Raw genomic sequence first — 25,894 nt, 5'->3', positions numbered from 1 at the left:
GAGGAAATGCCCGCGAGCGAGAGCCCGGCATTCGCCGTGGGCCTCTCGTAGCCATTCTGTCTACGCCTGCGTCCATCCCGAACGAGGCTTCCAAAGCCAATTGCCCTCAAGGGCCCACGTCAGGGGCAATAGAAACCGCCCGAGATCCGCCACTACCGTGGCCAAGCCTGGCGGCGCGGCCGTCATACGTTCGCGACCGAGAAACGTCCGCCACTGCCTATCCCATGCTTCGGCATAGGCATCGCTGAGACCCATCGGCCTCTCCTTCGGAAAATCTGTCCCTCTTCTAGCGAAAGTCTGGCGCACGGCTTCCGCGAGGGTGGACCGCTCGAGCTCGAACGTTTCGGTGATCAGCCAAAGATCGTAGAAATCCTTCAGGCGGCTATTCGCCATGCCGAGTGTAACCAGCGCCTCGAATTTCTCGGCGATGACCGGATAGGCTCGAAGGCGCGGCGCCGGCGCATCGAGCAACGATGGATATTCTATATCGACCGGTCCCGGCGTGACGGCGTCGCCGAAGCCTATATCCACCTGAATCGGAATGCGGGCGCCTGCGATGGTGGCCGTGGTGCGGACGCGAACGCCGCCATACTCGACTTCTTCTCGGATCGGCGCGGCCTCGAGCCCATCCACGTCGAAGACAACGCCGTCATCCTCGACCGGCTGCATGCAAATAGCATGGAAAGTCTCTGCGATGGCCTTAGGACTGCTTTCGCCGTGGCCCAGCAGGTCGAGATCCCGCGTCGGCCGAAAAGGGTCGGCGACCCAGGTAACGAACAGCATCGCGCCCTTGAGGATGAAGCGGTCGCGATGCGCGGATAGGCTCAGGCGGTACAGGAGCCGCTCGAGCACATAGCGCGTCAGCAGGATCTGAAAGTCCGTGCGTTCTGCCGAGACCGATCCAGGAGCCGGGCGCGCACCGATGCTCCGACGTTTTTCTTCGGTTCACGCGCCATCAGCCACCGTCGCTTCAACATAGGATCGCATGATCGACCAGATTCTGGCCCTCTTCGCATATGTCCAGAGTTCGTCACTTGTCGTCTTGCGCTGCCGGAGCCCCTCGCGCAGCCCCTCCATCGCAACATCGAGGCCAACTTTCGTCCGATAGCGGAAGCAATCGACGATCGAACGCGCCGGATTTGTGATCGGCACCTTGACCCCCTCGATGCAATGCCGCTCGACGCCCTCGGTGAGAGCGGTGCCGGTGAAGCGTACGAAACGGATAGGCGGATAGTCGATCTTGGGGCGCCAAGCCGTTCGATCGATGGCCATCCAGACCGCCGACGGCATTTGCAGCGTCAGCTCATGAAATTGCAGCGCCGAGGTCAGGCAGACGATCCCTTTCGGCACTAGCGCCGATGCCTCGGCCAGAGTATGTCGTGCGTCGGCCGCAGCGTCGGGAAGTTGGTAAAGGCCGCGCGCCGGACGAACGACTTCTTCATCTCGCACGAGACGCGCGAGCGTCTCTGAGCCAATGCCGTTCGCGACGAAATCCTTCAGCCGCAGCATATGTCGGGCCTTCAGGAGTTCCAGTGCGCGAGCCCGTTGGGTGCCAGCCGTGTCCATTTCCGTGATGTTTCCTCTGCCAAGACTCATAATAGCAGAGGTTTTAACACATTCGCCTCTGAAAAACACCATGCTCACCTGCTCTGTCCAAAACTGGAACAAATGGAGACGTCCCCGTCCCAAGAGGTCAAGTATGAACGTACAGCCACAGCCTGCCACTACGTCAGCCATTAAGCCCAGCGGCATGTTCCCTTCCCAAAACGTAGGCAGGTACGCGAGGTGCCAGCGGGAGCGGGAAACCAACGATGTCAGACGAGAGGTTTTTGCCACCATGTGAATGCCAAACAAAAATCCATATGCATTCCATCTCGATTTTTTCTTGACAGTCCCCATCTTCTTTTGCAGAAAACACGATAGTCAGTGTCATGTTTGGAATGAAGACGTGCTCGTTTGCAGCTGCAATTATATAACCGACAAGGAAATCCGGGAGGTTATCAACAGCCTTCTCGATGAAGACTGTTGGCAGCTTATCGTGCCTGCGAAGGTCTATCACGCCATGGAAAAGCGCGGCCGTTGCTGCGGCTGTTTCCCTAATGTCGTCGATCTCATCATCCGGACGACTGAGGAATATCATGCCGGTCGCCACTCGACGGATGATGAGATATTTGATTTCATGTCCCGCCTGAAACAATTCCACGAAGAATACAGGAGAGCGGACATTGAAAGGCGACAAAAAAGTCATCGAGCGGCTTAACGAGGCACTCTTCCTCGAACTTGGCGCGGTCAACCAATACTGGGTTCACTACCGCCTGTTGGAGGACTGGGGCTATACCAAGCTTGCCAAGAAGGAGCGCGCCGAATCCATCGAAGAAATGCATCATGCCGACCGCCTCGTCGCGCGCATCATCTTCCTTGAGGGCCATCCAAACCTGCAGACGCTTGCTCCGTTGCGTATCGGCCAGAACGTCAAGGAAGTTCTGGAGGCCGATCTTGCCGGCGAGTATGACGCCCGCACAGCTTACAAGAAGTCGCGCGACATCTGTCATGACGCGGGAGACTACGTCTCCATGAAGCTCTTCGAAGAGCTCCTTGCGGATGAAGAGGGCCATATCGATTTCCTCGAAACGCAGCTGGACCTGCTCGAGAAGATCGGCGAAGCCAAGTACGGTCAGCTGAACGCCGACTCTGCCAACGAGGCCGAGTGACTGGACCTTCAAAGCCAACCGGCCGCAAAAATGCGGCCGGTTGGCTTTTCACTGTGTGGCAGGATTAATTCGCGGGAACGGGCTCTTCCCGTCGCCAGCGGCGAACAAGGGCATTACCTCATGGCGGTGCCCCACGCCGTTGAGAACCTCCGCCGCTTGCGCCTGCACTTTCAGCGTTTCTGTCGATCGATGATCCAGTCGCAATGTGCGACGAGGGCTACGGACATCATCCCCTCCCGGATTCGATCGGCGTAGTCGCTAGCCGGTTCGGGTTTTCAGGCGTTGGTTCAACTCGCGCACGGTTCCGATCTGGAACAAAGCCTTGCGGCGTCTGCTGATCGTAGGGGTCCCACGACCCGGCGAGTAAGGCCGGGGCGACAAGATAGAGGATAGTGGCGATCACCACGACGCCAGTGAACCCGATATGCATGGCAAGCAGTACAGCGAGGATTGCGCTCAGCACCGATGCACAGCCATTGATCCCCCACGCCCAGGGAATAAACGCCTCCGAGCAGGCGCCAACGTGGCCGAGGCCGAGGGGGAAGGGCATGCCCATGAAGATTGCGAGTGGCGCTATGAGGAGGAGTGCGATCGCAATCTTCGCGGCATCCGGGAGTGCCACCAGCCGTTCGAATATCAAAGGGAGCGCTAGGAGGTAGGTGGTAGCCAGGCATGCGATCACCACGACGGCGAGTGCAATGCCGCGCACCGCTGATCCGCGTCCGACGATCGCCATCCAGCGTGCGGCTACGGCGCTGCCGAGACCCGCGAAGGCAAGGAATCCCGCAAGTACGACGGCGACAGCGTAAAGCGGATGGCCGAGGAACAGCACGAAGCGCTGAATGAAGGCGATCTCGATGAAGAGGAACGCCAGGCCCAAGGCAAGGAAATAGAGCCCGAAGCGCAGCCGATGTACTCCTCTCCCGAGTGCGCGCCGGCGAAGCCAGAGCGGTAGCAGAATCAGGACGGCGCTGAGGATCGCGGCCTGGACGAGCGTCGTCGCCAGAATCAGGTAGCCCCAGTCGAGCATCGCTGCCCCACCTTGGGTGCGCAGCGTTAGGAGTTCGGGCAGGGCGCGCCAGCGGAAAAAGTCGAAGAAATAAGGCCGATCGTCAGTGGCGGGTGCAATATCGAACTTGTAGCGCTCGATGAAGTCGGCCCGCTCGGGGCTGAGGAGAGCGAGGGCTCCTTCGTAGAGATACTCCTGGTCGAGCTGGTTGTAGCGGTTCACGTCGGCCGAGGAGATGCCCGGCGCCCAGGAAATGTCAAAGAAATTCTCGGCCGCGAAGCCGCGGATGGCTGCGACGTCTTCGCCGGTGAACGCCGACCTGGCGACGAGGAGGGTTGCGGTGTTCCAGCTGCGGATCAGCGCAAGGTGCTGGCCTGCCTCGGCCACGCCATCAGCTTCAAGCGCTGCGGTAGCGGTGGCGAACAGCTTCAGGATGTCGCGCGGGGGCGCCCGCAGCCATCGCGTAATGGCGATGATACCATCCGGTTTCAGCACAGCGAGGTAATTCCGCAGGGCCTGTAGTGTGTAGGTGTAGTTCTCATGCATGGTCTGTACGCCGGCCGCGGCCGCACTGAAAGAGTCAAGGAGAGGCATCTGGATCAGGTCGTAACGCTCGCCAGTAGCCGCGGCGAAGGCGCGCGCCTCGCCTAAATGCAGATGCACGTCCGGACGGCTAAAGATGCCGCCGGCGAAATCCGCGAAGCGATTGCGAACAAGGTCGATCATCTGCGGGTTGAGCTCTACGGCATCCACGGTATCGGCTCCGGCGCGTAGCGCGAGCAGCACCTGCTCGCCGCCGCCGGCACCAAGGATCAGTATTCGCGGCCGCTTAAGGATGCGGTACGGAAGCGCCGCCGTTGTCCGGTCGAGATATGCGACGGTCGCCGGATCGCCACCATAGGCGGTGATCGCCGTAATACTGTCGCCATCGGTGAAGACGGCGAGTTGCGTGAGCGGCTCTTGGGTGTTGGCGAGGCTGAGGCCCGGCGCGTATCGGAAAGGCACGGTCGGGCTCTCGACGACCGTCAGCAGTCCCAACGGGCTTGATCGCTCCTCGACCACTCGCGCGTTCGGCACTTCGAGAGCCATGCGCAGGCCCTTGTACTGCGACATGTGCGGGCCGGGGACCGTCCAGGACGGTGGCAGCCACACCGCGATGAGCAAGGCTGCGAGCCCCAAACTGCCGACGGCGAGCCACCGATGACGAGCCATGTCCGTCGCGGCGAGAGCAGCCGCAGCGAATCCCAGCGCTGCGACGAAATACAGCGCCGCAGGGGGAGGGACAAGGAACAACAGCCCGACGGTGCCCAGCGCACCGATCCCTGCGCCGACCAGGTCGAAGGCATAGACGCGTCCAATCTGGCCAGGGTGGCGGTTGAAGGCAAGGCCGATACAGGTTGCACCGAAACAGAACGGCAGAACCAGGAGAGCATAGCTGCCCGCGAGCCAACCGAGCTGTCCCGGATTCCAGATAATCTCGAGCGCGTTGAACGGAAGCCGTTCGGCACCGGCGACGCTGGCAACCGCAGTAATGCCGAACAGGGCGGCTGACGCTGCGAACGCGGCGGGATAGCGCTCCACCAGGGGGTGGCGGGCGAACGCAAGGAATGTGCCGCTCGCGCCGAAGCCCAGGAGCGCGATGCTTATGATCATATAGGCGAAATGATGCCACTGAATGATCGAGAAGAGGCGCATCAGTAGCACTTCGTGGGCAAGGGTCGCCGCCGATATGAGACCGACCGGCAGCAGGTGACCCACTTTCATCGGGCCTGACCTCCCCTCAGCGGCACAAAGCTCACCGGCAGCAGTTGCCGGGTCGTGATGCTTCCGTCCACTCGCTTCTCGACCAGTATGAGAAACTGAGTCGCGAAGGGACCTCCGACGGGGACGACCATCCGGCCGCCCCTTGCGAGCTGTTCGACCAGCGGCGGGGGGATGTGGCTGGCAGCGGCAGTCACCACGATCCCGTCGAATGGCGCGTGCGCAGGCCAACCATAGTAACCGTCGCCTACCTTCACCTCGACATTGTCGAAGTGGAGCTCCGCGAGCCGGGCGGCTGCCGTTTCGCCCAGTTTCGGTATGATCTCAATCGAGTAAACCTTCGCTGCGAGCGGCGACAAGACGGCTGCCTGATAACCCGAGCCAGTGCCGATCTCGAGGACAACGTCACCAGGGCCGACGTTGATCAGGTCGGTCATCAGCGCGACGATGAAGGGCTGCGAGATCGTCTGACCGTATCCGATCGGCAGCGGTCGATCTCGATAGGCCGCCCCGCGCAGCTCCTCGGGAACGAAGAAGTGGCGTGGCACCTTCCCCATCGTCCTCAGCACTACCGGATCGATGCCCTGGCCCTCGACGGCTGACGGCGCTGAGCGGGCGTGCAAATTGATTGTTTCGATCATCGCCGTACGCTCGGCGAGGCGATCCTGAGCGGACGCAGATGTCGAAACCATAGCGGCAGCGCCCGCCAGAACCGCGGCCAATAACGTTTGGCACTGGGCTAGTGGACGCATGAACTCTCTCCCGTCCAAGGCAGAGAGTATAGTGGCTGCGAAGGCAATTTTGAACAGGGTTCGCTTGGCTCTCAGCCGTCTCTCCGGCTTGAGACTTCGCAACAAAAGCGACATGGCTGACGGAAAGTGGCCGCGCCTACTCTAACCGCCCACCCTCGATGAACTGCAAAACTTTCAGCCCTTTGACATCAAAAGAATTTCTATGTCGAACGGATCGGAAAGAAAGGGTTGGGAGACGAAGAAGGACTGCCGTTGAAAGGCTTGCCGGCGGCTATCCTGCTTTCTTCAAACTTCCAAGCTTGAACACGAAAGGCCAAAATCATGCACGGCATGGCCTGGCGTCCTCGGTTGTTCGGGGACCGGCATCTGGATCGAGAGACTGCTGCCGTCAGTCCGCCGCTCGCAGGTCGGCCAAGTGGCTAAATTCCGATACGACCCGGTCATAGACGGCGCGTTTGAAAGGCACGATCAGCTCAGGCAGCTCGTGCATGGATTTCCACTCCCAGGCATCAAATTCCGGCTCATGGCCGCCGGGCGGTGGATTGATGGTGATTTCACTTTCGTCGCCTTCGAAGCGGAAGGCGAACCAGCGCTGCGTCTGACCGCGAAACTTCCCCTTGAGGCCGATGCCAATCAGCTGCGGCGGCAGATCATAGTTGATCCAATCCCTGGCCTCTGCGAGCAAGGTCACCGTTCTGATGCCGGTTTCCTCGTAGAGTTCGCGGTATGCGGCGTCGAGCGGATCTTCGCCCTTGTCGATACCGCCTTGCGGCATCTGCCATAGCTGAGGCGAGCCATCATATTCGGAATTGCCATCCGGAATGCGCCGCCCCGCCCATACGAGCCCGTTGCGGTTGAGGATCATCACGCCGACGCAGGGACGGTAAGGAAGGTCTTCGGCTTTGACTATCGCCTGATTCACGGGGGCTCCTCAAGGATTTTTGGGGTCTGTAGCAAGAGCAGCAACACCGACGATCTCAATGCCGCGCATGCCTGCCTCTTCGCTCCATTTGGAAATTGCGTCAATACTCTCGTCGAAAGCCGACGCAACGCCAATTGCCTGGCCGTTCCGCTTGGCAATGCGCTCGAGCTCGTCAAGCTTCTTCAGGATTGAATTGACATCAACCTGACCGTCGAGCTGCAGATCCGCAAAGGCATAGGGAAGCTCTGTTCCCTTCGCCACAGCTTCCGTCTTTGATTGCGCGGAAGAACCGTCGTCGAGAAACAGCAAGCCGCGCTTGCTGATATCGCGCATCACCGGCTCCATGGCATCGGGATTTGAGAGGAAGCGTCCGCCCAGGTAGTTCATGATTCCCGTATAATTGGTGATTTCGGCCATCGCGTGATGCAGGTTTTCGATGTTCTTTCCCGGTGACTTCGAAATCAGCAGTGTTTCCGGGCCGGGATTGTTTGCCGGGTAATCGAAGGGCTCCAGTGGAACTTGCACGAGGATCTCATGACCGTCGCGGCGCGCTTCCTGCATCCAGCGCTGCAGGCTGTTGCCGCTCGCGGCGAACGCGAGGGTGACTTCCTCCGGAAGTTTCTTGATGGCGCGCTGCGTGCCCGTCTGACTGAGACCGAGACCGCTGACTACGATCGCCACACGGGTGCCGCGTGCGCCGGACCATGGACGCGCATACTGATCCATCGGGCGACGGCCATCCGGCCCGATGATGGGTAGGCGGCCAAAAGGGCCGTCCTCCAGAAGGCTCTCATTCGGCATCGCTGCCATGCGCGGATCTTGGCCGACCTGCATGGCGTCCACTAGAACCGGGCCGTTGTCATCGCGTGGCCGCGGGCTGTATTTGGTCACAACAGAGCCGTCCCCGGTCACCATCTGCTCGACATTCGCACCCGAATGCGGATCGGAGCGAGGCATGCCATTTGCGGCCTGGCTCTGTGTCGGGAGTTTCTGGACGGCATCCGTTGGTGGTGACGCCGCTGGATCGGCCAGAGGCGGCTTTGTCCGCTGAAGGCCATCGTCACTGAGCATCGTGTAGAGAGAAAAGCCGCCGATCGTGATCAGGCAGAGGCTAGCGGCAATCCGGCCGATCCGCAGGACATTCGGCCGCTTTCGGCCAGCCTTGCGGTTCTGGCCCAATGGTGCATGCAAATCCGTTCCCAATTTCCTCGCCCGCTCCAAAACCGGGAAGCAGCAAAAAATCAGGCCGGATCAAAAATCCGGCCTGATAACCCATGAAAGTTTACTTGGCGGAAACCGCCTTGTCCGGATTCGGGGGGAAGGCCGGGTCGGTCTTCTTGCCGCGAAGCAGGTCGAGCGCAAAATTCAACTGCACGTCGTTCTTCGGATCCGGGGGAACATAGGCAACAGAACCGGAGCCTTCATCGGTCTCGCTCTGACCCTTGATATGGCCGCGCAGGCTGGATTCGCCCTCGGTTGCCATCTTGTCCTTCAGATCGTCCGGCAGCGGCTCTTCGACCTTGATGTCCGGCGTGATGCCGGTGCCCTGAATCGAGCGGCCCGACGGTGTGTAGTAGAGCGCAGTCGTCAAGCGGAGTGCGCCGTTTTCGCCAAGCGGAATGATCGTCTGGACGGAGCCCTTGCCGAAGGACCGCGTGCCGAGAACAGTCGCGCGGCGCAGATCCTGCAGGGCACCGGCGACGATTTCCGAAGCGGAGGCCGAGCCGCCGTTGACGAGCACGATCACCGGTTTGCCATCCGTGAGATCGCCCGGGCCGGCATTGAAGCGGCGGGTTTCGTCCGGATTGCGGCCGCGGGTCGAAACCACCTCGCCGCGCTGCAGCAGAGCGTCAGAAACCTTGATTGCCTGATCAAGCAGACCGCCGGGGTTGAGGCGCAGGTCGAGTACGTAACCCTTCAGCTTATCGGCCGGAACCGTCGCCTTGATCTTGGCGATCGCCCTTTCGAGGTCCGGGTAGGTCTTTTCGGTGAAGGAGATGACCCGGAGATAGCCGACATCATCCTCGACGCGAGACTTGACGGCCTGTACGGCGACGATGTCGCGAACGATCGTCAATTCGATCGGCTTATCCGCACCTTTGCGGATGAGCGTGAGCTTGATCGGGGTGTTGACGGCGCCCCGCATCTTTTCGACAGCTTCTTCGAGCTTCAATCCACGGACGGACTGGCCGTCGATTTCGGAAATGTAATCGCCCGCAAGAACGCCTGCCTTGGCGGCGGGCGTATCGTCGATCGGCGTGATAACCTTGACGAGTTCGTCTTCCATCGTCACTTCGATGCCGAGACCGCCGAACTCACCTTTCGTCTGGGTGCTCATGTCCTCGGCATCCTTGGCATTCATATAGCTCGAATGCGGATCGAGGGACGAAAGCATGCCATTGATGGCATTTTCGATGAGTTTGTCTTCCGCCGGCGGCGTGACGTATTGGGCGCGGACGCGCTCGAAGACGTCGCCAAACACGGAGAGTTCCTTGTAGGTGGATGCTCCGGCCGCTTCGGCCGGCACCCCAGCTGCATAAATAACGCCCATGGCGGTCGCACCCATCAATGCGCCGACCAGAACAAGAGAAGCCCTACGAATCATTGCGTGCCTTTCCAGTGTCTTTGGCGGACCACCACGGTCGGGAATCGACCGGTTTTCCGTCTTTTCGAAATTCAATGTAAAGCGTTGGGCGGTTGGTTTCCAGCGCCAATGCTGTCGCGCTCGCGACTCTTTTTGCACCCATCACCGCAAGCGGCTCACCGGCAAAAACGAATTTTCCCTGGCGGGTGCTGATCAGGTCCATTCCAGAGAGAACCAAGTGGTATCCGCCGCCCGCATCGAGGATGATCATTTGGCCATAGCTGCGGAAGGCGCCGGCAAAAACCACCAGTCCGTCTGCCGGCGCGGTCACCACAGTATCCGGATTGGTGGCCAGCGTCATTCCCATGGCCTCGTGTCCAGTGCCATCGGCGTCGCCAAATTGGCGCAGGATATCGCCCGCCACGGGCAGCTCCAATTTCGCCTTCAATTCTCCGAACGGATATGCGGGCGCAATGCGGTTTTTATCAGGCACGCCGCTTTCGGCCAGGGCCCTAGCCTGAGCTCGCTGCTCGTCCGTGAGGAGTTTCCGGTTCTCTTCCTCACGGCGGGCAGCTTCAGCCGCCTCGCGTACAGAGGAAATCTCGGATTCCATCGAAGTCACAAGGCCTTCGAGCGTTGTCGCCTTGGCCGCCAGCTCCTCAGAGCGTCTCTTCTCCGCTTCGAGATCGGTAGCACTGCTGCGGGTCAATTTATCATTTTCGGCGAGGAGCAGATCCATATGCCGCTCTTCCTCGATGCTGTTCGTCATCGTAGCGGTAAGATTTGCCTTTTCCTCGGCACTTGCTGCCTGCAAGGCTGCGAGATTGGCCAGATCTCCGGCAAGCTTATCAGTCTCCCTGCGCATGCCGGGCACGACGGCACCTAGCAGGATGGCGCTGCGCACCGAGGCAAGCGCATCGTCCGGTGTCACAAGGAGAGCGGGCGGCGGATTGCGACCCATGCGCTGAAGGGCGGCGAGCACTTCAGCAAGCAGGCCGCGTCGCTCATGAAGCGAGCGGTGGATAGCGTCTTCCTTGACGCCGAGATCGGCGAGCTTCTTCTCGCTTTCGAGGATCTGCGTTTCGAGCGTCTTGCGCCGTGCGGCGGAATCGATCAGCGCCTGGCGAATATTCGTGCTGCTTTTGTCCAGATTCGCAATGCTCTTCTGCAGCGCGATCACTTTATCTGACGAAAGATTGATCGTTCTTGATAAGGCCTCGAGTTGGGTGCGGGTTTCGTCACGTTTTTTTGCGAGTTCCGCGGCCGGGTCTGGCAACGGCTTAATCGCATCGGCGGGCTGTCCAGGTGCTCCGGCCGCCGCCGGCGCCGGTGTGTCCTGGGCGAACGCGCCTGCTCCGCCAAAATCGAACTGGACGAAAATCGCCGTCACGCCGAGGCCAGCCGCGAATGCGGGTAGGATCAGTCGCTTTCGCTTGCGGGCAGTTCTCGTCATGCGGGTTCAGGGGTAACTTTCAAATCGCGCGGAGACTAAGCTGATTTGGCGTCATTTGCCAGAAAGATTGGTGGACAAGGCCGCACGTGGCAAACACGGCTGCGTGACCATCAGGCACGGTGATAGGGGTGACCGGAGAGGATGGTGACGGCACGGTAGAGCTGTTCGGCGATGAGCGTTCTCACCAACTGATGCGGCCAAGTCATCTTGCCGAGGCACAGCGTCATGTCGGCACGGTCGTAAAGCGCGGGATCAAGGCCGTCGGCACCGCCGATGGCAATTATCAGATCCCGTTTTCCCTGGTCGCGATAGTTGCCGAGGACGTTTGCAAAGGCTTCGCTATCCAACGCCTTGCCGCGCTCATCGAGAAGAAGGAGAACGCTGCCTTCAGCCAGCGTCTTTTGCAGCATGGCTGCCTCCTCGCGTTTGCGCGTCTCTGCATTCGAGGCGCGGCTCTCGGCAACCTCGGCAACGCGTGAGAATTCGAGACCAACCGCGGGACCAGCCTTGGCAAAACGGTCAAAATAGCGGGCCGCAAGATCCTTCTCGGGGCCGGATTTGAGCCGCCCCACTGCAAAAAGACCAACCCGCATTCACCCGCTCCCGTCATGCGCCGCGAAGGCACAGTACCGGCTCTCTCGGCCGGGCTCGCATGTTTCCGGCCTGTTCAAATGCCGCGTCTCAGACGCCGGACAACCCGGACCGCCTATCAGTGCCGCGTTTCTTCGTCCATATCCGGCGCTGCCCACATCTTTTCGATGTTGTAAAACTCGCGGATTTCGGGGCGGAAGACGTGCACGATGATATCACCGGTGTCGATCAGGACCCAATCACCGCCCTCCTTGCCCTCAACGCGGGCTGTACCGAAGCCCTCGTCTTTCAAGTCGGTGAGCAGGTGATCCGAGATCGCCAGGACATGGCGGTTCGATCGGCCGGAGACGACGACCATATAGTCGCCCAGCGCAGATTTCCCGGCAATGTCGATGGTGACGATATCTTCGGCTTTGGAGTCCTCAAGGCTCGTGAGGACAGCTTGCAGAGCGCGGGCGGCGGCATCGGCGCCACGTTCCAGGCTCTTCGGGACAACGGCGAGCGTTCTTCCCTTGGCGTGTACTGTTGTCAGTGCTTTTCCTTTCCTGCAATAAACAACATGCGCATCACTGATTTGGGCGAACCAAATCATGGTTAAGATAGGCACTAAACCGTTAATCTTTCAAGACACGAGCCGGTTATTCATTTCGCGATGACTTAGATTCGCGTTCAAGATTTATATTGTTGCCGGCAGCGAAGGCGGCTGTGTACAGCGCCAACGGCCAAGCGTACAGTGCCCGCGATTTTCCGTAACCACAGAACTGCATGGACAGCGCCGCCAGACATCAACTCGTTCCCGTCCTGCGCATCAGCTTTCCGCATGAGGATCGCCTGGGCCGCGGCAAGATGGAACTCCTGGAGCACATCCGCGAAACCGGCTCGATTTCGGCAGCCGGCAGAGCGATGGATATGTCCTACCGGCGCGCGTGGTTGCTTGTCAGCGACATGAACCGAATGTTCAAGGTGCCGGTGGTCGAATCCCAGCGCGGCGGCCAAAGGGGCGGCGGCGCCGCGCTGACGCCATTTGGCGAGGAGTTGCTGTCGCGCTTTCGGCATATGGAGGAGGCCGTGCGAACAGCTCTTGCGGGTGATCTTGCCTGGCTGGAGGGCAACCGCAGTCAGGCAGAGGCTGTTAGGAAATAGTCAAGGCTGCAGCGCAACTGTCTTGATAACAGCAAAAACAGGCTTGTTGGATGCAAGGTCGAGCCTCTCAGCGGAGAGTGCCGTGATGCGCGACAGGATGATATCGCCGCCGCAGTCGATCTGCACCTCGACCGTTCCGTCTTCCGCAGGCGATATCTGCCGTATGATACCGTCAATAATATTCAACGCGCTTAAACCTTCCGGCCTGACGGTCGCCAGCATGACATCTCGGGAAGGAATGTGGACGCGAACGCGTTTGCCCGGCGATACCGTAGCGCCCGGGACATAAAGGTGCGATCCTTTTAATGCGAGCGTCGCAAGGCGATGCTTTTCATCGAGGCTTTCGACAATGCCTTCGAGAAGCGCACCCGCTTCGCGCCGGTCCTCGGCCGCCGAAGGACGGCTCAGCACATCGGCTACGCTGCCTGCCGCCTCAACTTTGCCTTCTCGCATCACGACGACCTGATTGGCAAGGCGTGCCACTTCGGAGATCGAATGGCTGACATATACGATCGGGATCTGTGTCTCATCACGCAGGCGTTCGAGATAGGGCAGGATCTCGGCTTTGCGGGCGTCATCAAGCGCTGCTAGCGGTTCGTCCATCAGCAAAAGACGCGGAGAGGAAAGCAGCGCGCGGCCGATCGCCACGCGTTGCTTTTCTCCACCTGAGAGGTTGGAAGGGCTCCTGTCGAGCAGGGTTTCAATGCCAAGCAGATCCACGATATGGTCAAAGCTGCCGGTCCGCGAAGCCTTCGGCGCGAACCAGCCTCCATAAGAGAGATTCTTGCGAACGCTCAAGTGCGGAAACAGTCTTCCGTCCTGGAAGACATAGCCGAAACGGCGGCGATGTCGGGGGACGAAGATGCCTTTCGCCGTGTCGGTCAGCGGCATGCCGTCTAGCATAACCCGGCCTTCATTCGGCCGGACCAGGCCGGCAATGATGCGGATCATCGAGGTCTTGCCCGAGCCGGACCGGCCGAAGAGGGCCGTCACACCGACTTCGGAGGTAAAAGCGGCGTCGAGGGCGAAGGTGCCGAAGCGGTGTCTGGTTTCGACAGTGAGCATCATTCCGGATCGATCCTCCTGCCCGCGAGATGCGCCATGAATTCAGATGCCAGCAGTGCTGCCATTGAGATGACGATGGCAACCAAGGTAAGACGCATGGCGCCGGCGTCGCCGCCTGGGACCTGGGTGAACGTATAGATGGCGGCAGACAGCGTCTGCGTCTCACCCGGGATGTTCGATACGAAGGTGATAGTCGCGCCGAATTCGCCCATGGCCTTGGCAAAGGCTAAGATCATTCCGACGATGATCCCGGGTAGTGTCAGCGGCAGGGTGACGGTCAGGAACACCCAGAGCGGGCTTGCGCCCAGCGTGCCTGCCGCTTCCTCGATCCTGCGGTCGATCGCCTCGATCGAAAGCCGGATGCTTCGGACCATCAGCGGGAACCCCATAACGCCGCAGGCGAGCGCTGCGCCCGTCCAGCGGAAGGAAAAGACAATCCCGAAATACTGATCCAGCAAGCTGCCGATTGGTCCGCTGCGGCCGAAGAGGATCAGAAGAATGAAGCCGGTGACGACCGGCGGCAGGATCAGCGGCAGATGAATTATGCCATTGAGGGCCGATTTGCCATAGAAACGGCCGCGGGCAAGAAGTAGCGCGACCGCAATGCCGAACGGCAAGCTTGCGAACATGGCGACAACAGAAACCCGCACGCTGAGCAAGATCGCCGTCCACTCATCATTGCTCAGGCCAAAATCCAAGTTGGGTGTCTCCGATAGGTCTCAGCGAAACTGCAGGACAAAATCTCTCTTCACTTTAAAATCGCAAAGCCCTGCGCAGTAAAGAAGGGTGCGGCCTTATCCGACTTTAGAAACTCGAGATAGGCAACGGCATCCGCGTTCCTGCTGCCGGCAAGTAGCGCAATAGGATAAACGATCGGCGGATGCGATTCGGCCGGAAACGTGCCGACGATTGCTACGCCTTTATCGGCTGCGGCATCTGTCTGATAGACAATGCCATAGGGCGCTTCGCCACGGGAGACGAGCGCAAGAGCGGCACGCACGCTTTCTACACCGGCAATCTTCGATTCCACCGATGTCCAGGCGCCGAGCTTTTCGAGCGCGGCTTTGCCGTATTTGCCGGCGGGGACGGATTTCACTTCTCCCATGGCGAGCCTGCCATCGCCAAGAAGACCGGAAAGATCGAACCCCGGCTTGATGCCGACCTGCTTTGCCTTGTCGCTGGCGGTCACCAGCACGATGCGGTTGCCAAGCAAGTTTGCGCGCGTGTCTTCCTTGATCATGCCTTTCTTCGCGACGTAGTCCATCCAGTCGCCGTCGGCAGAGATAAAGATATCGGCTGGTGCACCATTTTCGATCTGCTTGGCGAGCGCGGAGCTCGCTGCATAGGAAGCGACAGCTTCCTTCCCGCTTTCTTTTGTCCAAGCGGCGTTTGCGGCATCAAGGGCATTCTTGAGGCTCGCCGCCGCAAAGACGACAACCTTATCCGCAGCGCTTGCCGACTGCGGCAGCCCTGCGGTGCCAATCCAGGCCGCAGAGATCATCCCGATTACGCGCTTCATCCATTCCCGACGATTATGCATGCTTCACTCCACAGTCCGAAATATCGAGATGAATATATCGATATAGAGGGGATTGGCTATCGATATGTTCACAGAAATATATTGCACAGGTGCGATAAGCTGTCGTCGTTTGCCGTGGAAGATTGCCTTTTTGGTCAATAAGCTGCCCTCTCGAAGGTCGCTACGTGGCAACACCTCATTGAACGGCAGCTTTGCGCCCGCACATCGGCCGTAAAGGCCGCCGCAACGTCTTCCGGAATGCAGACGTCGATCAAGCTACGCTTTTGACGGCGTCAATGCGCCAACACAAGTGATTGCGCACTCCCAAAGTGCAAGGGAGCGTGAGTCCTCGTCTCTGGCTTGCATCATTATTCGACAAATAGCGCTTGGCCAATTGCAAGAGACTGGGACGTCAGCCATCGTGAATGGATGGATCAAACGTTGCTGCGGAGCTTCTAAATGTCTGAAACGCGTTCGCCACGTCTCGCGGTGCTCATAGATGCTGATAACGCGTCCGCGAAAATTGTCGACGGTCTGTTCGAGGAAATTGCCAAAATTGGCGAAGCGAGCGTGCGACGCATCTATGGCGACTTCGCCAGTACTCGCTCAAAGGCTTGGATCGACGTTCTCGCTCGGCACGCGATAATTCCGCAACAACAATTTGCCTACACGACGGGTAAGAACGCCTCCGATATAACGCTCGTCATCGACGCGATGGACCTCCTGCACAGTGGAAGATTTGACGGCTTCTGCTTGGTCTCCTCCGATAGCGATTTCACTCGCTTAGCATCACGCATCCGGGAGCAAGGCATCGACGTTTTCGGATTCGGCGAACAGAAGACACCGGAGAGCTTCCGACAAGCCTGTCGCCGATTCATCTACACCGAAAACTTAGCTCCACCTGTCGCGACAAACGAAGCAGATGCAGTACAGGCAGGGCGCTCACTAGAGCCGCCGAGCGCTGCCACACCGATAATAAAGAGGGTGATTGCGCAGATGGAGACCGAGGATGGATGGGTGCCGCTAGGCGCAGTTGGGACCCAACTTGCGAACCTGGCATCTGACTTCGATCCAAGGACCTTCGGTTTCAAGAAATTGAGCGATCTGGTGAAGAAGACGAATTCGTTCGAGGTGGATCATGCTGAAGGACGTCCCGTTCGTATTCGTCTCAAGCCTACGGCCAAGAAACCTTTGAAATCGACCACCTAACCCGTAGCAGATGATTGCGAGAGGGCTGAAAAGTGCCCTCTTTTTGGTCACTTCGAGAACCAACCTCCCTTTCCTAAAGCTGACATCCATCCATGTTGCGCAGCCGATAGCGCCCAAATCCCTCGGCGAGTATGAAATGAGCCTACAATCTGATTATTGACGAAATATCGTTAAAAATGCTATTTTATCCATAAATAAGGTATCCTATGCTCTACAAGCTAGAGGTCGAAAACTTCTACTCCATCCGCGATCCGCAGGTGCTCGACCTGACGGTGGATGGAAAAGTGCCTGATCCTGAAGGCCGTTATGCCCCCATCTTCGAGGGCGCGGACGTGCGCGCGCCGAAGGTCGTTGCGCTTTTTGGCGCCAACGCCTCCGGCAAAACGACGGCGCTGCGCGCGCTCGAATTTGTCGTGACGATGATCCGCGATAGCGTAGCGCGGACGGTGCCAGGCTTCGCTGGCATCGAGCGTTTCAACGACGTGGAATCCGCCAATCGGCCGATCCGTTTCGCGATCGAGCTGGGCGGCATCATGAATCTGACGCCGGAAGTCTTTCAGCGCGCCATGAACGGCGAAAAGGTGGAGCAAGGCACTTACCGCTACGAACTGGAAATCGAACTCAAGGATGGACTCGCGGTACGGATCGCGTCCGAGGCGCTGCGCCAGAAGCCGAACGGTCAAGGGAAATGGCAGCGCGTCTATGAGCGCGATGTCGAGGGTAAGGTGAAGGACTCTAAGACCTTCAGCCTCTCGGGCTTCCAGCACCTCGTGAAGACACTCGCCGGCAATCATACGGTGCTGTCGTCGTTCGCGAAATTCCAGCACCCGACCGCGCAGCTTCTCGTGGATACGGCGCGGAAGGCCCTCTTCCAAATTGAGCCTGTGCACTCCTTCGTCGATCGTGACCTGCTCGACTATTTGAAGAACCAGCCCAACGTCGCGCGACTGAAGGATGAGCTAAGCCGCATCGACGTCGGCGTGGAAGGGATGCGCTTTGAGCATACGGACAGCGGGCCGCTGCTGCTGTTCAAGCACGCGGGGCTCGCGGTCGAAATGCCTTGGCCGATGGAAAGCCACGGCACGCGGGCCTTTATCAAGATGTTCCCGTTCATCATGAGCGCGCTCGACACGGGTGGTATCGCCGCGATCGACGAAATGGACGCGGCCATTCACCCGAACATGCTGCCCGAACTGGTGCGCTGGTTCTATGCGACTTCGGGGCGCAACAAGTTCGACGCACAGCTCTGGCTTTCCTGCCATTCGGCCTCGCTGCTCGATGACCTCAACAAGGAGGAAATCGTGATCTGCGAGAAAGATCGGCTGGGCCGCAGCCACCTTTACAGCCTCATGGACGTGAAGGTGCGCCGCGACGAGAACCACTACCGCAAATATCTGAGCGGTGCATACGGCGGGGTTCCGCACCTCGGATGAGCCGTCGTCGCCCGCCGGCACCCGAAACCCTTCACCATGTCGGCCACAGAGGGGATCTTTGCCTTCGCCCGGAAGCCGACATTGCGGTGACCACCTAGAGTTCATAGTCGCGCCACAACCGGCCACTCCCGCAAGTTCTGTGTGCGTCACGCCCGACTCGCCCGAACGCTCAGCCACCGATCATGGGGCTTTCCGACGCACCGACGTACCTCGCTGACGATCCAGCCGGCGTCTGTGAGTGCGGACCGCAGGGCAGACGCGCGCCAGTACGTCTCGACGTAGCGCCGGGGCGCTGCAGCACTGCCGTGTGTGGACACATCCTCGCCTTCGCCCTCTCTAACCGAGGCGTGCAATCGGCCACCGGTCCGGGTCGCCTCGGCAAGCCGTCCAAGCACCGTGCCGAAATCCTCGCGCGCGACATGAATCAGGCAGGCACAGGCCCAGATCCCGTCGTACGGCTTGCCGGGACGCTGCGGATCGGCCAAGTCTTCGGTCAGCGGGTCCAACAGGTCGGCCTCGAAACCACTTTCGCGTAGCAGTTCGACGAACCCCCTTGAAATGTCGGTGCGCCGGACGCTAATTCCCCGCTTCTCAAGCTCAAGTGCATCTCGCCCGCCACCGCTTCCGATCTCCAGCACCCTGCCCGAGCCGCCCAGCTCGGTCACGAACGCATCGATCTCTGTCGCGACCCATTCGGGCATCGCCGCGGCCTCGGCAGCGTACTCCGCCGCGACCGTATCATAGGACCGCACGGTATCCAGGTCGGTGCTCATCCTAGCGCTCCTCCTTCAAGACAAGAGGCCTGATGAGCGAGAGGCCCATCAGCCCGTTGCGCCCTTCACACTTCGGCAGTTGGTGATATCGCGGGCGATTTGCTTCCCAGCTTTAGCAGAAATACGGTCAGAGACACCACCGGCCGAGCCAATGCTGCTGGGGCGGCAATGCGCCTCAAGACGGTCGTTGACACACCCAGTTTGTCGTTCTGAGAGCTGCCGGTCGGCTACGAAAGCGACAATGCCGCCAGTGAGCCGTTCAGGCGGCTAGCGTCTTTCCCGCAATAATCGAGTGCTTCCCATCCATTCACAATACTTTCAGGGCTTCAGGTGAGTTGAGCGAGGATATCGTCGACGACACTTGGGACAGTATCTGCCGTGTCGATATTGATGCCGACGGGGAGGTATCCCCGAGTATCATGGTAGCGGAGTACCAACGCCCGCTCGGCCGGCTCGAAGCCCGGCTCATTCGGCCGTCCATCTAATCGTCGGTTCAATGTCTCAACGTCTATGTCCAGCACGAAAACCTTGTCGAATAGGTCCAGGAATTTATCGAAATTGCGCGAGCCGCCACAGAAGAAGGTGATTGGATGGGTGGTGTCGGCAGCAATAGCGCGGACCTTGTCGACAGGCCAGATCCAGTGCGCGTATCCCCAAACGATGCGGTCCGCGCCTGCGGGTGGTCCTGCGAGTGCCTGGCCTGTCTCGGGGTCGCCGATATAGGCCAAGACCCGGTCACCATGGACGACATGGTAGCCCCGCCGCTCCAGTTCAGTAGCGACAGACGTTTTTCCAGTGCCGGAACTGCCTTCGATCAGATAGTTCTTAATTCCCATAGGCGCCGTTTATCATGGCCTTCAATCCCGTGAGAAGAGACTTTACGTGCGGACGCTTCACCAACGAACTCACCTGATCAAGGACAGCTTTCGGTACTTTTCGGATTAGTGGCGAATGTCTAGCGGATAAGCGCCAACACCAGTCATTGCTCCTCATTTGAACGAGTGGCTGCAGAAGGTTTGAAACCGGGCATTCCCCTGGTGCGCAGTTACGCCAGGCCGGCCTTGCGAAGCCCGTCCACCACCATCTCGAAATCCGCGGGGTTCTTGTAGGGCAGCACTTTGCGACGGTATTCCAGGGAGTAGTCGGGATTAACCCGGAGCACCTCCTGCCAAGCCGCGCGGGCCTCGTCGAAACGACCCAGATGGCCATAACTGGAAGCCAGAAGCGCGCGAGAAACATCGGTAACGGGATTGCGGGTCAGCCGCTCTTTCAGCAAGCCAACTGCCTGATCGTACCTTCCCAGTTGAAACAACGCCAATGCCTGGAAGTGCAGGAGCACATCCGGAAAGTAAGGGTTCAAGACCTTCGCCCCATCGAAATACTTGAGCGCCTCGTCGGCCCTGCCCGAGTAGTACAGCGCCTCGCCGAGGCTGACGTGCCCTTCAGCGAAGTTCGGATTGAGGATTATCGCACGCTGGGCCTCGCTGATGGCCATGTCGTGCCGTCGCGAATACAATTCGACGATGCTCAGCGCCCAGTGCGCCCTAGGATCGCGATCATCCAGCGCTACCGCCCGCCTCGCAAGCTCTTCTGCTTGCTCGCGCGAATTCGGCGGTGACGGGCTCCATCCGTTCAAGTAGTCGAGTCCGTGGGTAAGGGCTAGGAACGCGTGGGCCGAGGCGAAATTCGGGTCCAGCTCGATTGCACGTTGCAAAAGATCCCGGGCGGCGATGTTCGTCTCCTTCGTCAGCCGGTGCCACAGCTCTCGGCCACGCAGGAAATAGTCATAAGCCTCCACGTTGCCAGTGTGCTCTGGCGCCATCCGCTGCCGGTCGCCTTCCGTCAGGTTGATGGCCATCGCATCCACGATCTGCTGAGTGACATCGTCCTGGACCGCGAATATGTCGGTCAGGTCACGATCGAAGCGCTCCGCCCACAGATGGCCACCCGAGGCTGCGTCGATAAGCTGGGCGGTGATCCGTACCCTGTTGCCAGATCTACGGACGCTGCCTTCCAGCACGTAGCGTACGCCGAGGTTTCTGCCGACCTCCTGCACGTGGACGTTCTTGCCCTTGAAGGTAAACGACGAATTGCGGGCGATGACGAAGAGCTGCGGCAGCTTTGAGAGAGCCGTGATGATGTCTTCCGAGATTCCATCGGCGAAATACTCCTGCTCGACATCACCGCTCATGTTGGCGAAGGGCAGCACGGCGATCGACAGCTTCGGCGGCGGTACCGTCGCCAGCCGGCTTGTCGCGGATTCGGAGTTCGCGGTTGCCTTTGCCTCGGCGGTGCCGACACGCAGCGAATACACCCGGATCGGCTCGGCGATGTTCTTGAGCTGCGTGTTGCCGAGATCGCTGACTGAGAGGTCAAGCCGCGCCTTGACCTGACGATAGGCATCCTCGGATAGGCAGATGGCGCCAGGCGCCGCGACGCCCTCCAAACGCGAGGCGATGTTGACGCCGTCGCCCATTAGATCACCGTCGCTTTCCTCGACTACGTCGCCGAGATGAATTCCGATCCGGAACTCGATGCGGCGCTCCTGCGGCACGCCGGCATTGCGCTCGACCATGCCATTTTGCACTTCCATGGCGCAGCGTACGGCGTCTACCACACTGCGGAACTCGACCAGCGCCCCGTCCCCTGTGCGTTTGATCACGCGTCCGTTGTGCACGGCGATGGTCGGATCGATCAGGTCGCTGCGCAGTGCCCGCAACCTCGCCAAGGTACGTTCTTCGTCTGCGCCGGCCAACCGGCTGTACCCGACCACGTCGGCAGCCAGGATCGCTGCTAGCTTCCGGTTCTCGCTCATCGAGCCATCTCCCTAGTCGCCATAATAACACGAAGGCACAGGGAAGGAGGAGAGTTCGGTGTTCCAGCGTGCCGGTGGGCAAGATCCAGGCTCGCCATCTGTTCACCCTCATGCCTGAAAGCTTACGATGCTGAGCACCGATCGCGAGGCGCGCTGTCGGTCGTCAAAGCTACATCGTCCGACTTCTAAAAGCGCCGGCATGCCACAAATTATCTGATCGAACTGAAGCTCAATGCGGCCGCCGCAGCATCGGGACGAGCGTCGGCGACGAACCGACCTGGATCGCACCGAGCGGTTCGAAGCCGTAGCGTCGGTAGAACGGAATGTTGCGCGGGTTCGAGGATTCCAAATAGGCTGGCGCGTGATCGCGATCGCACCGTACGAGTGCGTAGGCCATCAAGGCGTCGCCGTGACCTTCGCCTTGATGCGCCGGGTCGACGCCGATCAGGGGCAGGTACCAATGTGGTTCGGTCGGGTGGTACGCGCCCATCTGCTCGAATATGGCCGTGGTTTCGGGGGCAAGAGAGCGCGCAACCGTGCTCTCGAGCACCGCACCAAGCCCTTCCTCGTCGGAATGCACCCCGGGCGATAGCCACAGCGCCGTCCCGGCGTAGCCGTCGGTGCAAAAGGCGGTTCCGTTAGAGAATGAGCTGCTCCCGAATGCCCGGATCATTCGCGGCATGGCCGCAAGGTACTGGTGTGCATGCGGCCAGGTCCATCGCGCCATAGGATCCGCTGCAAACGCCAGCATGACCGTTTCGACCGCCAGATCTTCCTCGGTCGCGGCCATAACTCTCACTGTTGGCGATTTCATGCTGCCCTCCTGACGTAGGTGGTCCGACGAGGCGCCCGCGCCCGTTCTCAGCTACGCATCGTAACCCGGATGGCGTGGGAGCGATACCGGTTGCTGCTGACTCAGAGGTCGACGCCGATTTCTCCTACTGGCGCCTTTGAGACGAAAAGGCTTTGGCAACTAGGGTCGTCGGTTCGATTCCGTTCAAGAGCTTTAAAGCTCCGCAGGTGTCGCGCCCATTCCGGACATTTACGGCCATTGCGTTCAACGATGGCTTTGCGCCCCCGCTCCGGCTGGAAAGGCCGGTGGAGTCACTTCCCAAGAGCAGACGTTTCCCCGAGGCGAATTTCCCGACCCGCGCTACTCGCCTGTGCCGGAAAGCAATTCGTCGAGCTGTTCCAGCTGCTCCGGCAATGCGGCCGCCCCGCCCTGTAGTGCTTCCTCAAGCGCCTCCTTGGACGGATAGACTTCGTGGAGATTCAGCAGCGTCTTCCCGCCCTGGTCCTCGAAGGTCACGGTCGTGATCGCGCCTTCCTCGCCCTCGTCGTTGGTCCAGACGATGCGCTCGTTCGGCACCACCTCGAGATACTTGCCGTAGAAGGCCATGGTGTCCGAACCGCCGGCGCCGAATTCCAGCCGATATTTGCCGCCGGTACGGACGTCCATATCGCACGATACGAGCGAAACGCCGGATGCCGATTTTGGCACCCACCAGCGCTGGAACAGCTCGGGCTGGCTCCACGCCCTGTAAACCGTGCTCGGCGGCGCATTGAATGTCCGCGTTACAACGAGTTCGCGATCCCCTTTGCGCTCGACTGACGTGCGGTTCTGCGCACCATCTGCACTGTTAACTTGCTGGTTCATCGCTTCCCTCCTGTGTCATTTCGCCGATGATTTCGTCCAATGCTTCGAAGCGGGCCTCGAAGAGCTTGCGATGCGCCTCGATCCACTCGGCCTCCGCGTTGAGGCCGCGTTTCCCAAGCTTGCAGGTTCTCACCCGTCCGACCTTCTGCGTGACGACGAGCCCCGCCCGCTCGAGAACCTGGACGTGCTTCTTCATGCCGGTCAGCGTCATCTGGAACTTGTCCGCGAGACTGGTGATCGACGCGTCGCCTCGCCCAAGCTGATCGATGATCCCGCGGCGGGTCGCATCGGACAGCGCCGCGAACGAGAGATCGAGGGGAGGACTTACATACTGAACCATATAGTTCAGTGTCTATCCTGCTGGCGCAGGAAGTGCAAGCGTTACTTTCCCTGCCGTAGATCGGTCATTCGAGGTCATGCACCGCGGCGGCGGCAGCAAAATCGTCTGCTGCGGGTCAAGCTCACCTCTAAAGGGCGGCTTTGCGACACCAACTAGGAGCAGGTCGAAGTGGAGAATCAGACGGATACGCATCCTGCGATTCACGCACTGACGGCATTTTGATCAGGCAATGAGCTGATGCGACCGGCAGTGTCCGGCACACGCTTTTCAAGCACGGTGCTATTGTACAATCTCTACCAGAACGCGCTTACCTTGATTGCCCGATGAGTTTAAAATTGGTCTTTTGGGCGGCTCGTCCGAGGCCGCCGGCGAAGAGCCTGTCAAGGGAGGAAACCATGACACCGATCGATCCCAACAAATCGCGTACGTGGCATAGGTCAGTGCTCGGCGCGGCCGTGCTCGGCATGGGCGTGCTGTTGACGGGAACGAACGCCAGCGCCGGCTCTGTGGACAAGACCCCATTCGGAAACACGCAGGACGGCAAAGCCGTCGATCTCTACACGCTCACCAACGACAGGGGCGCGTCCGTCAAGTTCATCGCCTATGGCGGCATCATCACGGCGATCAATGTGCCCGACCGCTGGGGCAAGCTTGACAACGTCGTGCTCGGCTTCAAGGAACTCGCCGACTACGAATCCATGAACCCCTATTTCGGCGCCTTGATCGGGCGCTACGGCAATCGCATCGGCGGCGCGAAGTTCACGCTTGACGGCACGCAATACAAGCTCGCCGCCAATAACGGGCCGAACAGCCTGCATGGAGGCACGAAAGGCTTCGACAAGGTCGTCTGGGCGGTCGAGCCGCTGAGCAGCGTCAGCGGCGCCGCAGCGCGGCTGGGCTACACGAGCAAGGACGGCGAGGAAGGCTATCCCGGCACGCTCACGGTCCGGGTCGTCTATAGCCTCACAAACGACAACGAGCTGCGTATCGACTACGAGGCGACGACCGACAAACCAACCGTGGTTAATCTCACGAGTCATTCCTACTTCAATCTCGCCGGCGACGGCACGGGTGGGATCGACGATCACATCCTCACGATCAACGCCGATCGCTACACGCCGGTTGATGCGACGTTGATCCCTACCGGGCAGCTCGCCTCCGTGACCGGCACGCCGTTCGACTTCCGCCAAGGGATGCCGATCGGCGCACGCATCCGCTCGAACGACCCACAGATGGCCTATGGCCGCGGATACGATCACAACTTCGCGCTGAACCGGTCAGGTAGTGGGCTTTCGCTCGCAGCGCGAGTCTACGAGCCGCGCTCGGGCCGGATCATGGAGATCTCGACCACCGAGCCCGGCATCCAATTCTACAGTGGCAACTTCCTCGATTCGACGCTCGTCGGCGCGGCCGGTCAGCAGTACCGCCAGACCGACGGCTTCTGCCTTGAGACGCAGCACTTCCCGGATTCGCCAAACAAGCCGCCCTTTCCGACGACGGTGCTGAAACCGGGCGAAACGCTGAAGTCGACTACGATACACAAATTCTCCACCGATGCGTCCTAGCGCTGCAGCTGCGTTCTTTTCTGGTTGCTGAATCGATGGGTCGCCACGACTCGGAGATCATGGATGACGGGCATTTCGATCGAGACGCTGGAGCCCTGGGCGTCGTCGCTGTGGGAGGCAAGGCAGCGGATCCGGAGACTTAGCTTGCTTGCTGGCGCTATGTCCGCTGGCCCTAGCCAATCAGACCAAGTCGCTGTCTACCTCCGAAAGGGAGGCGCGTCAGGTCGCGGGTCGCAGCGCGCACGGCAGGTTTGGAGAAGCGACATGAAAGTCCCGCGCATCAGGCGGTCATCATGTCGATTGACAGCATCAAACGACCGGATCGGCGCATTATGAGCGTCTTTCACGTTTCTAACGCTAACCCGTTGCAAAATGCCGCAAAAAGCGGCGCAGGTCAGGAGAAGCCTTGCACGCATTGCATTGCTGCAATGCAATATAAGGCATTCCACTTTCTCGAAGTTATGATAAAACATACTTATCGAAACGGCGATCTCCTCCTCCCAAAGCCGCTAGATGTGGGTCGGCAACACTCCTCCTCCCAGTTGTCGATCGAGTTTATAAAGCCCGACGGATCCTCCCCCGTCGGGCTTTT

At 59.8% G+C, this 25,894-nt stretch carries 25 protein-coding genes; 6 read left to right on the top strand and 19 right to left on the bottom strand.

Features of this window, described 5'->3' with window-relative positions; all coding sequences use genetic code 11:
- Positions 1–60: 60 nt before the first annotated feature.
- Positions 61–852, bottom strand: a complete 792-nt coding sequence (locus N2599_RS17795) for a nucleotidyl transferase AbiEii/AbiGii toxin family protein (protein ID WP_311319494.1) — start codon at positions 850–852, stop codon at positions 61–63.
- A gap of 93 nt (positions 853–945) precedes the next feature.
- Positions 946–1,566: a type IV toxin-antitoxin system AbiEi family antitoxin domain-containing protein gene (locus N2599_RS17790; RefSeq protein WP_027512213.1), complete on the bottom strand. Its 621-nt coding sequence runs from the start codon at positions 1,564–1,566 to the stop codon at positions 946–948.
- A gap of 277 nt (positions 1,567–1,843) precedes the next feature.
- Here N2599_RS17790 and N2599_RS17785 point away from each other — a divergent pair, with 277 nt between their 5' ends.
- Together N2599_RS17785 and bfr are read left to right on the top strand one after the other, a co-directional pair.
- Positions 1,844–2,260, top strand: a complete 417-nt coding sequence (locus N2599_RS17785; protein WP_084606584.1) for a (2Fe-2S)-binding protein — start codon at positions 1,844–1,846, stop codon at positions 2,258–2,260.
- Positions 2,226–2,711, top strand: coding sequence for a bacterioferritin (bfr, locus tag N2599_RS17780; RefSeq protein ID WP_027512212.1), 486 nt, complete (start codon positions 2,226–2,228; stop codon positions 2,709–2,711). Before N2599_RS17785 ends, bfr begins: the two co-directional genes overlap by 35 nt.
- A gap of 226 nt (positions 2,712–2,937) precedes the next feature.
- Here the strand turns inward: bfr and N2599_RS17775 are convergent, their stop codons facing one another.
- The 8 genes from N2599_RS17775 to rsfS form a co-directional block, all read right to left on the bottom strand.
- Positions 2,938–5,484, bottom strand: a complete 2,547-nt coding sequence (locus N2599_RS17775; RefSeq protein WP_156915322.1) for a spermine/spermidine synthase domain-containing protein — start codon at positions 5,482–5,484, stop codon at positions 2,938–2,940.
- Entirely contained in the window at positions 5,481–6,233 is a 753-nt protein-coding gene (locus N2599_RS17770) for a protein-L-isoaspartate(D-aspartate) O-methyltransferase (protein ID WP_027512211.1), read from the bottom strand. Before N2599_RS17770 ends, N2599_RS17775 begins: the two co-directional genes overlap by 4 nt.
- A 388-nt stretch (positions 6,234–6,621) precedes the next feature.
- Positions 6,622–7,155: an RNA pyrophosphohydrolase gene (locus N2599_RS17765; RefSeq protein WP_027512210.1), complete on the bottom strand. Its 534-nt coding sequence runs from the start codon at positions 7,153–7,155 to the stop codon at positions 6,622–6,624.
- Positions 7,156–7,164: 9 nt separating this feature from the next.
- A complete protein-coding gene (locus N2599_RS17760) occupies positions 7,165–8,358 on the bottom strand; it encodes a divergent polysaccharide deacetylase family protein (protein ID WP_027512209.1) in 1,194 nt (397 codons plus the stop codon).
- Between the two features lie 79 nt (positions 8,359–8,437).
- Positions 8,438–9,760 carry a S41 family peptidase gene (locus tag N2599_RS17755; RefSeq protein WP_027512208.1) on the bottom strand — a complete coding sequence of 441 codons (1,323 nt, stop codon included), beginning with the start codon at positions 9,758–9,760 and terminating at the stop codon, positions 8,438–8,440.
- Complete coding sequence (locus N2599_RS17750; protein ID WP_027512207.1) at positions 9,750–11,162, bottom strand: murein hydrolase activator EnvC family protein; 1,413 nt, start codon at positions 11,160–11,162, stop codon at positions 9,750–9,752. Before N2599_RS17750 ends, N2599_RS17755 begins: the two co-directional genes overlap by 11 nt.
- Positions 11,163–11,302: 140 nt before the next feature.
- Positions 11,303–11,785, bottom strand: coding sequence for a 23S rRNA (pseudouridine(1915)-N(3))-methyltransferase RlmH (gene rlmH / locus N2599_RS17745; protein ID WP_027512206.1), 483 nt, complete (start codon positions 11,783–11,785; stop codon positions 11,303–11,305).
- A 116-nt stretch (positions 11,786–11,901) separates the two neighbouring features.
- Complete coding sequence (gene rsfS / locus N2599_RS17740) at positions 11,902–12,375, bottom strand: ribosome silencing factor (RefSeq protein ID WP_037143061.1); 474 nt, start codon at positions 12,373–12,375, stop codon at positions 11,902–11,904.
- Between the two features lie 173 nt (positions 12,376–12,548).
- On the opposite strand from rsfS, the gene N2599_RS17735 reads away from it, so the two are divergent.
- Positions 12,549–12,926 (top strand): winged helix-turn-helix domain-containing protein, encoded by a 378-nt coding sequence (locus N2599_RS17735; RefSeq protein WP_027512204.1) that lies wholly within the window; start codon positions 12,549–12,551, stop codon positions 12,924–12,926.
- On the opposite strand, the gene modC is transcribed toward N2599_RS17735, so the two are convergent.
- Genes modC through modA form a run of 3 tightly spaced genes read right to left on the bottom strand, consistent with a single transcriptional unit; the run spans position 12,927 to position 15,531 of the window.
- Positions 12,927–13,994 carry a molybdenum ABC transporter ATP-binding protein gene (modC, locus tag N2599_RS17730; protein WP_027512203.1) on the bottom strand — a complete coding sequence of 356 codons (1,068 nt, stop codon included), beginning with the start codon at positions 13,992–13,994 and terminating at the stop codon, positions 12,927–12,929.
- Complete coding sequence (gene modB / locus N2599_RS17725; RefSeq protein ID WP_027512202.1) at positions 13,991–14,689, bottom strand: molybdate ABC transporter permease subunit; 699 nt, start codon at positions 14,687–14,689, stop codon at positions 13,991–13,993. The genes modC and modB overlap by 4 nt, the downstream gene beginning before the upstream one ends.
- A 50-nt stretch (positions 14,690–14,739) precedes the next feature.
- Positions 14,740–15,531: a molybdate ABC transporter substrate-binding protein gene (gene modA / locus N2599_RS17720; RefSeq protein WP_027512201.1), complete on the bottom strand. Its 792-nt coding sequence runs from the start codon at positions 15,529–15,531 to the stop codon at positions 14,740–14,742.
- Between the two features lie 438 nt (positions 15,532–15,969).
- Here modA and N2599_RS17715 point away from each other — a divergent pair, with 438 nt between their 5' ends.
- Both N2599_RS17715 and N2599_RS17710 read left to right on the top strand, forming a co-directional pair.
- Positions 15,970–16,719 (top strand): NYN domain-containing protein, encoded by a 750-nt coding sequence (locus N2599_RS17715; RefSeq protein ID WP_027512200.1) that lies wholly within the window; start codon positions 15,970–15,972, stop codon positions 16,717–16,719.
- A 257-nt stretch (positions 16,720–16,976) separates the two neighbouring features.
- Entirely contained in the window at positions 16,977–18,152 is a 1,176-nt protein-coding gene (locus N2599_RS17710) for an AAA family ATPase (protein WP_245209288.1), read from the top strand.
- Positions 18,153–18,298: 146 nt separating this feature from the next.
- Here N2599_RS17710 and N2599_RS17705 read toward each other — a convergent pair whose 3' ends face one another.
- From N2599_RS17705 to N2599_RS17680, 6 genes are all read right to left on the bottom strand, one after another.
- Positions 18,299–18,925, bottom strand: coding sequence for a class I SAM-dependent methyltransferase (locus N2599_RS17705; protein ID WP_260307467.1), 627 nt, complete (start codon positions 18,923–18,925; stop codon positions 18,299–18,301).
- A gap of 326 nt (positions 18,926–19,251) precedes the next feature.
- On the bottom strand, positions 19,252–19,761 hold the full coding sequence (locus tag N2599_RS17700) for an adenylate kinase family protein (protein WP_027513694.1): 510 nt from the start codon (positions 19,759–19,761) through the stop codon (positions 19,252–19,254).
- Positions 19,762–19,970: 209 nt separating this feature from the next.
- A complete protein-coding gene (locus N2599_RS17695) occupies positions 19,971–21,740 on the bottom strand; it encodes an adenylate/guanylate cyclase domain-containing protein (RefSeq protein ID WP_027513695.1) in 1,770 nt (589 codons plus the stop codon).
- Between the two features lie 229 nt (positions 21,741–21,969).
- On the bottom strand, positions 21,970–22,554 hold the full coding sequence (locus N2599_RS17690; RefSeq protein ID WP_027513696.1) for a GNAT family N-acetyltransferase: 585 nt from the start codon (positions 22,552–22,554) through the stop codon (positions 21,970–21,972).
- A gap of 339 nt (positions 22,555–22,893) precedes the next feature.
- Positions 22,894–23,397, bottom strand: a complete 504-nt coding sequence (locus N2599_RS17685; protein ID WP_027513697.1) for an SRPBCC family protein — start codon at positions 23,395–23,397, stop codon at positions 22,894–22,896.
- Positions 23,381–23,737: an ArsR/SmtB family transcription factor gene (locus N2599_RS17680; protein ID WP_027513698.1), complete on the bottom strand. Its 357-nt coding sequence runs from the start codon at positions 23,735–23,737 to the stop codon at positions 23,381–23,383. The genes N2599_RS17685 and N2599_RS17680 overlap by 17 nt, the downstream gene beginning before the upstream one ends.
- A gap of 395 nt (positions 23,738–24,132) precedes the next feature.
- On the opposite strand from N2599_RS17680, the gene N2599_RS17675 reads away from it, so the two are divergent.
- Positions 24,133–25,302, top strand: a complete 1,170-nt coding sequence (locus N2599_RS17675) for an aldose epimerase family protein (protein WP_051336847.1) — start codon at positions 24,133–24,135, stop codon at positions 25,300–25,302.
- The last annotated feature ends 592 nt before the right edge of the window (positions 25,303–25,894 follow it).

It is taken from the genome of Rhizobium sullae, assembly GCF_025200715.1.
Classification (GTDB): Bacteria; Pseudomonadota; Alphaproteobacteria; order Rhizobiales; family Rhizobiaceae; genus Rhizobium; species Rhizobium sullae.
The sequence above is the reverse complement of the archived record's forward strand: the minus strand, read 5'-3'. Positions and strand labels throughout refer to the sequence as shown.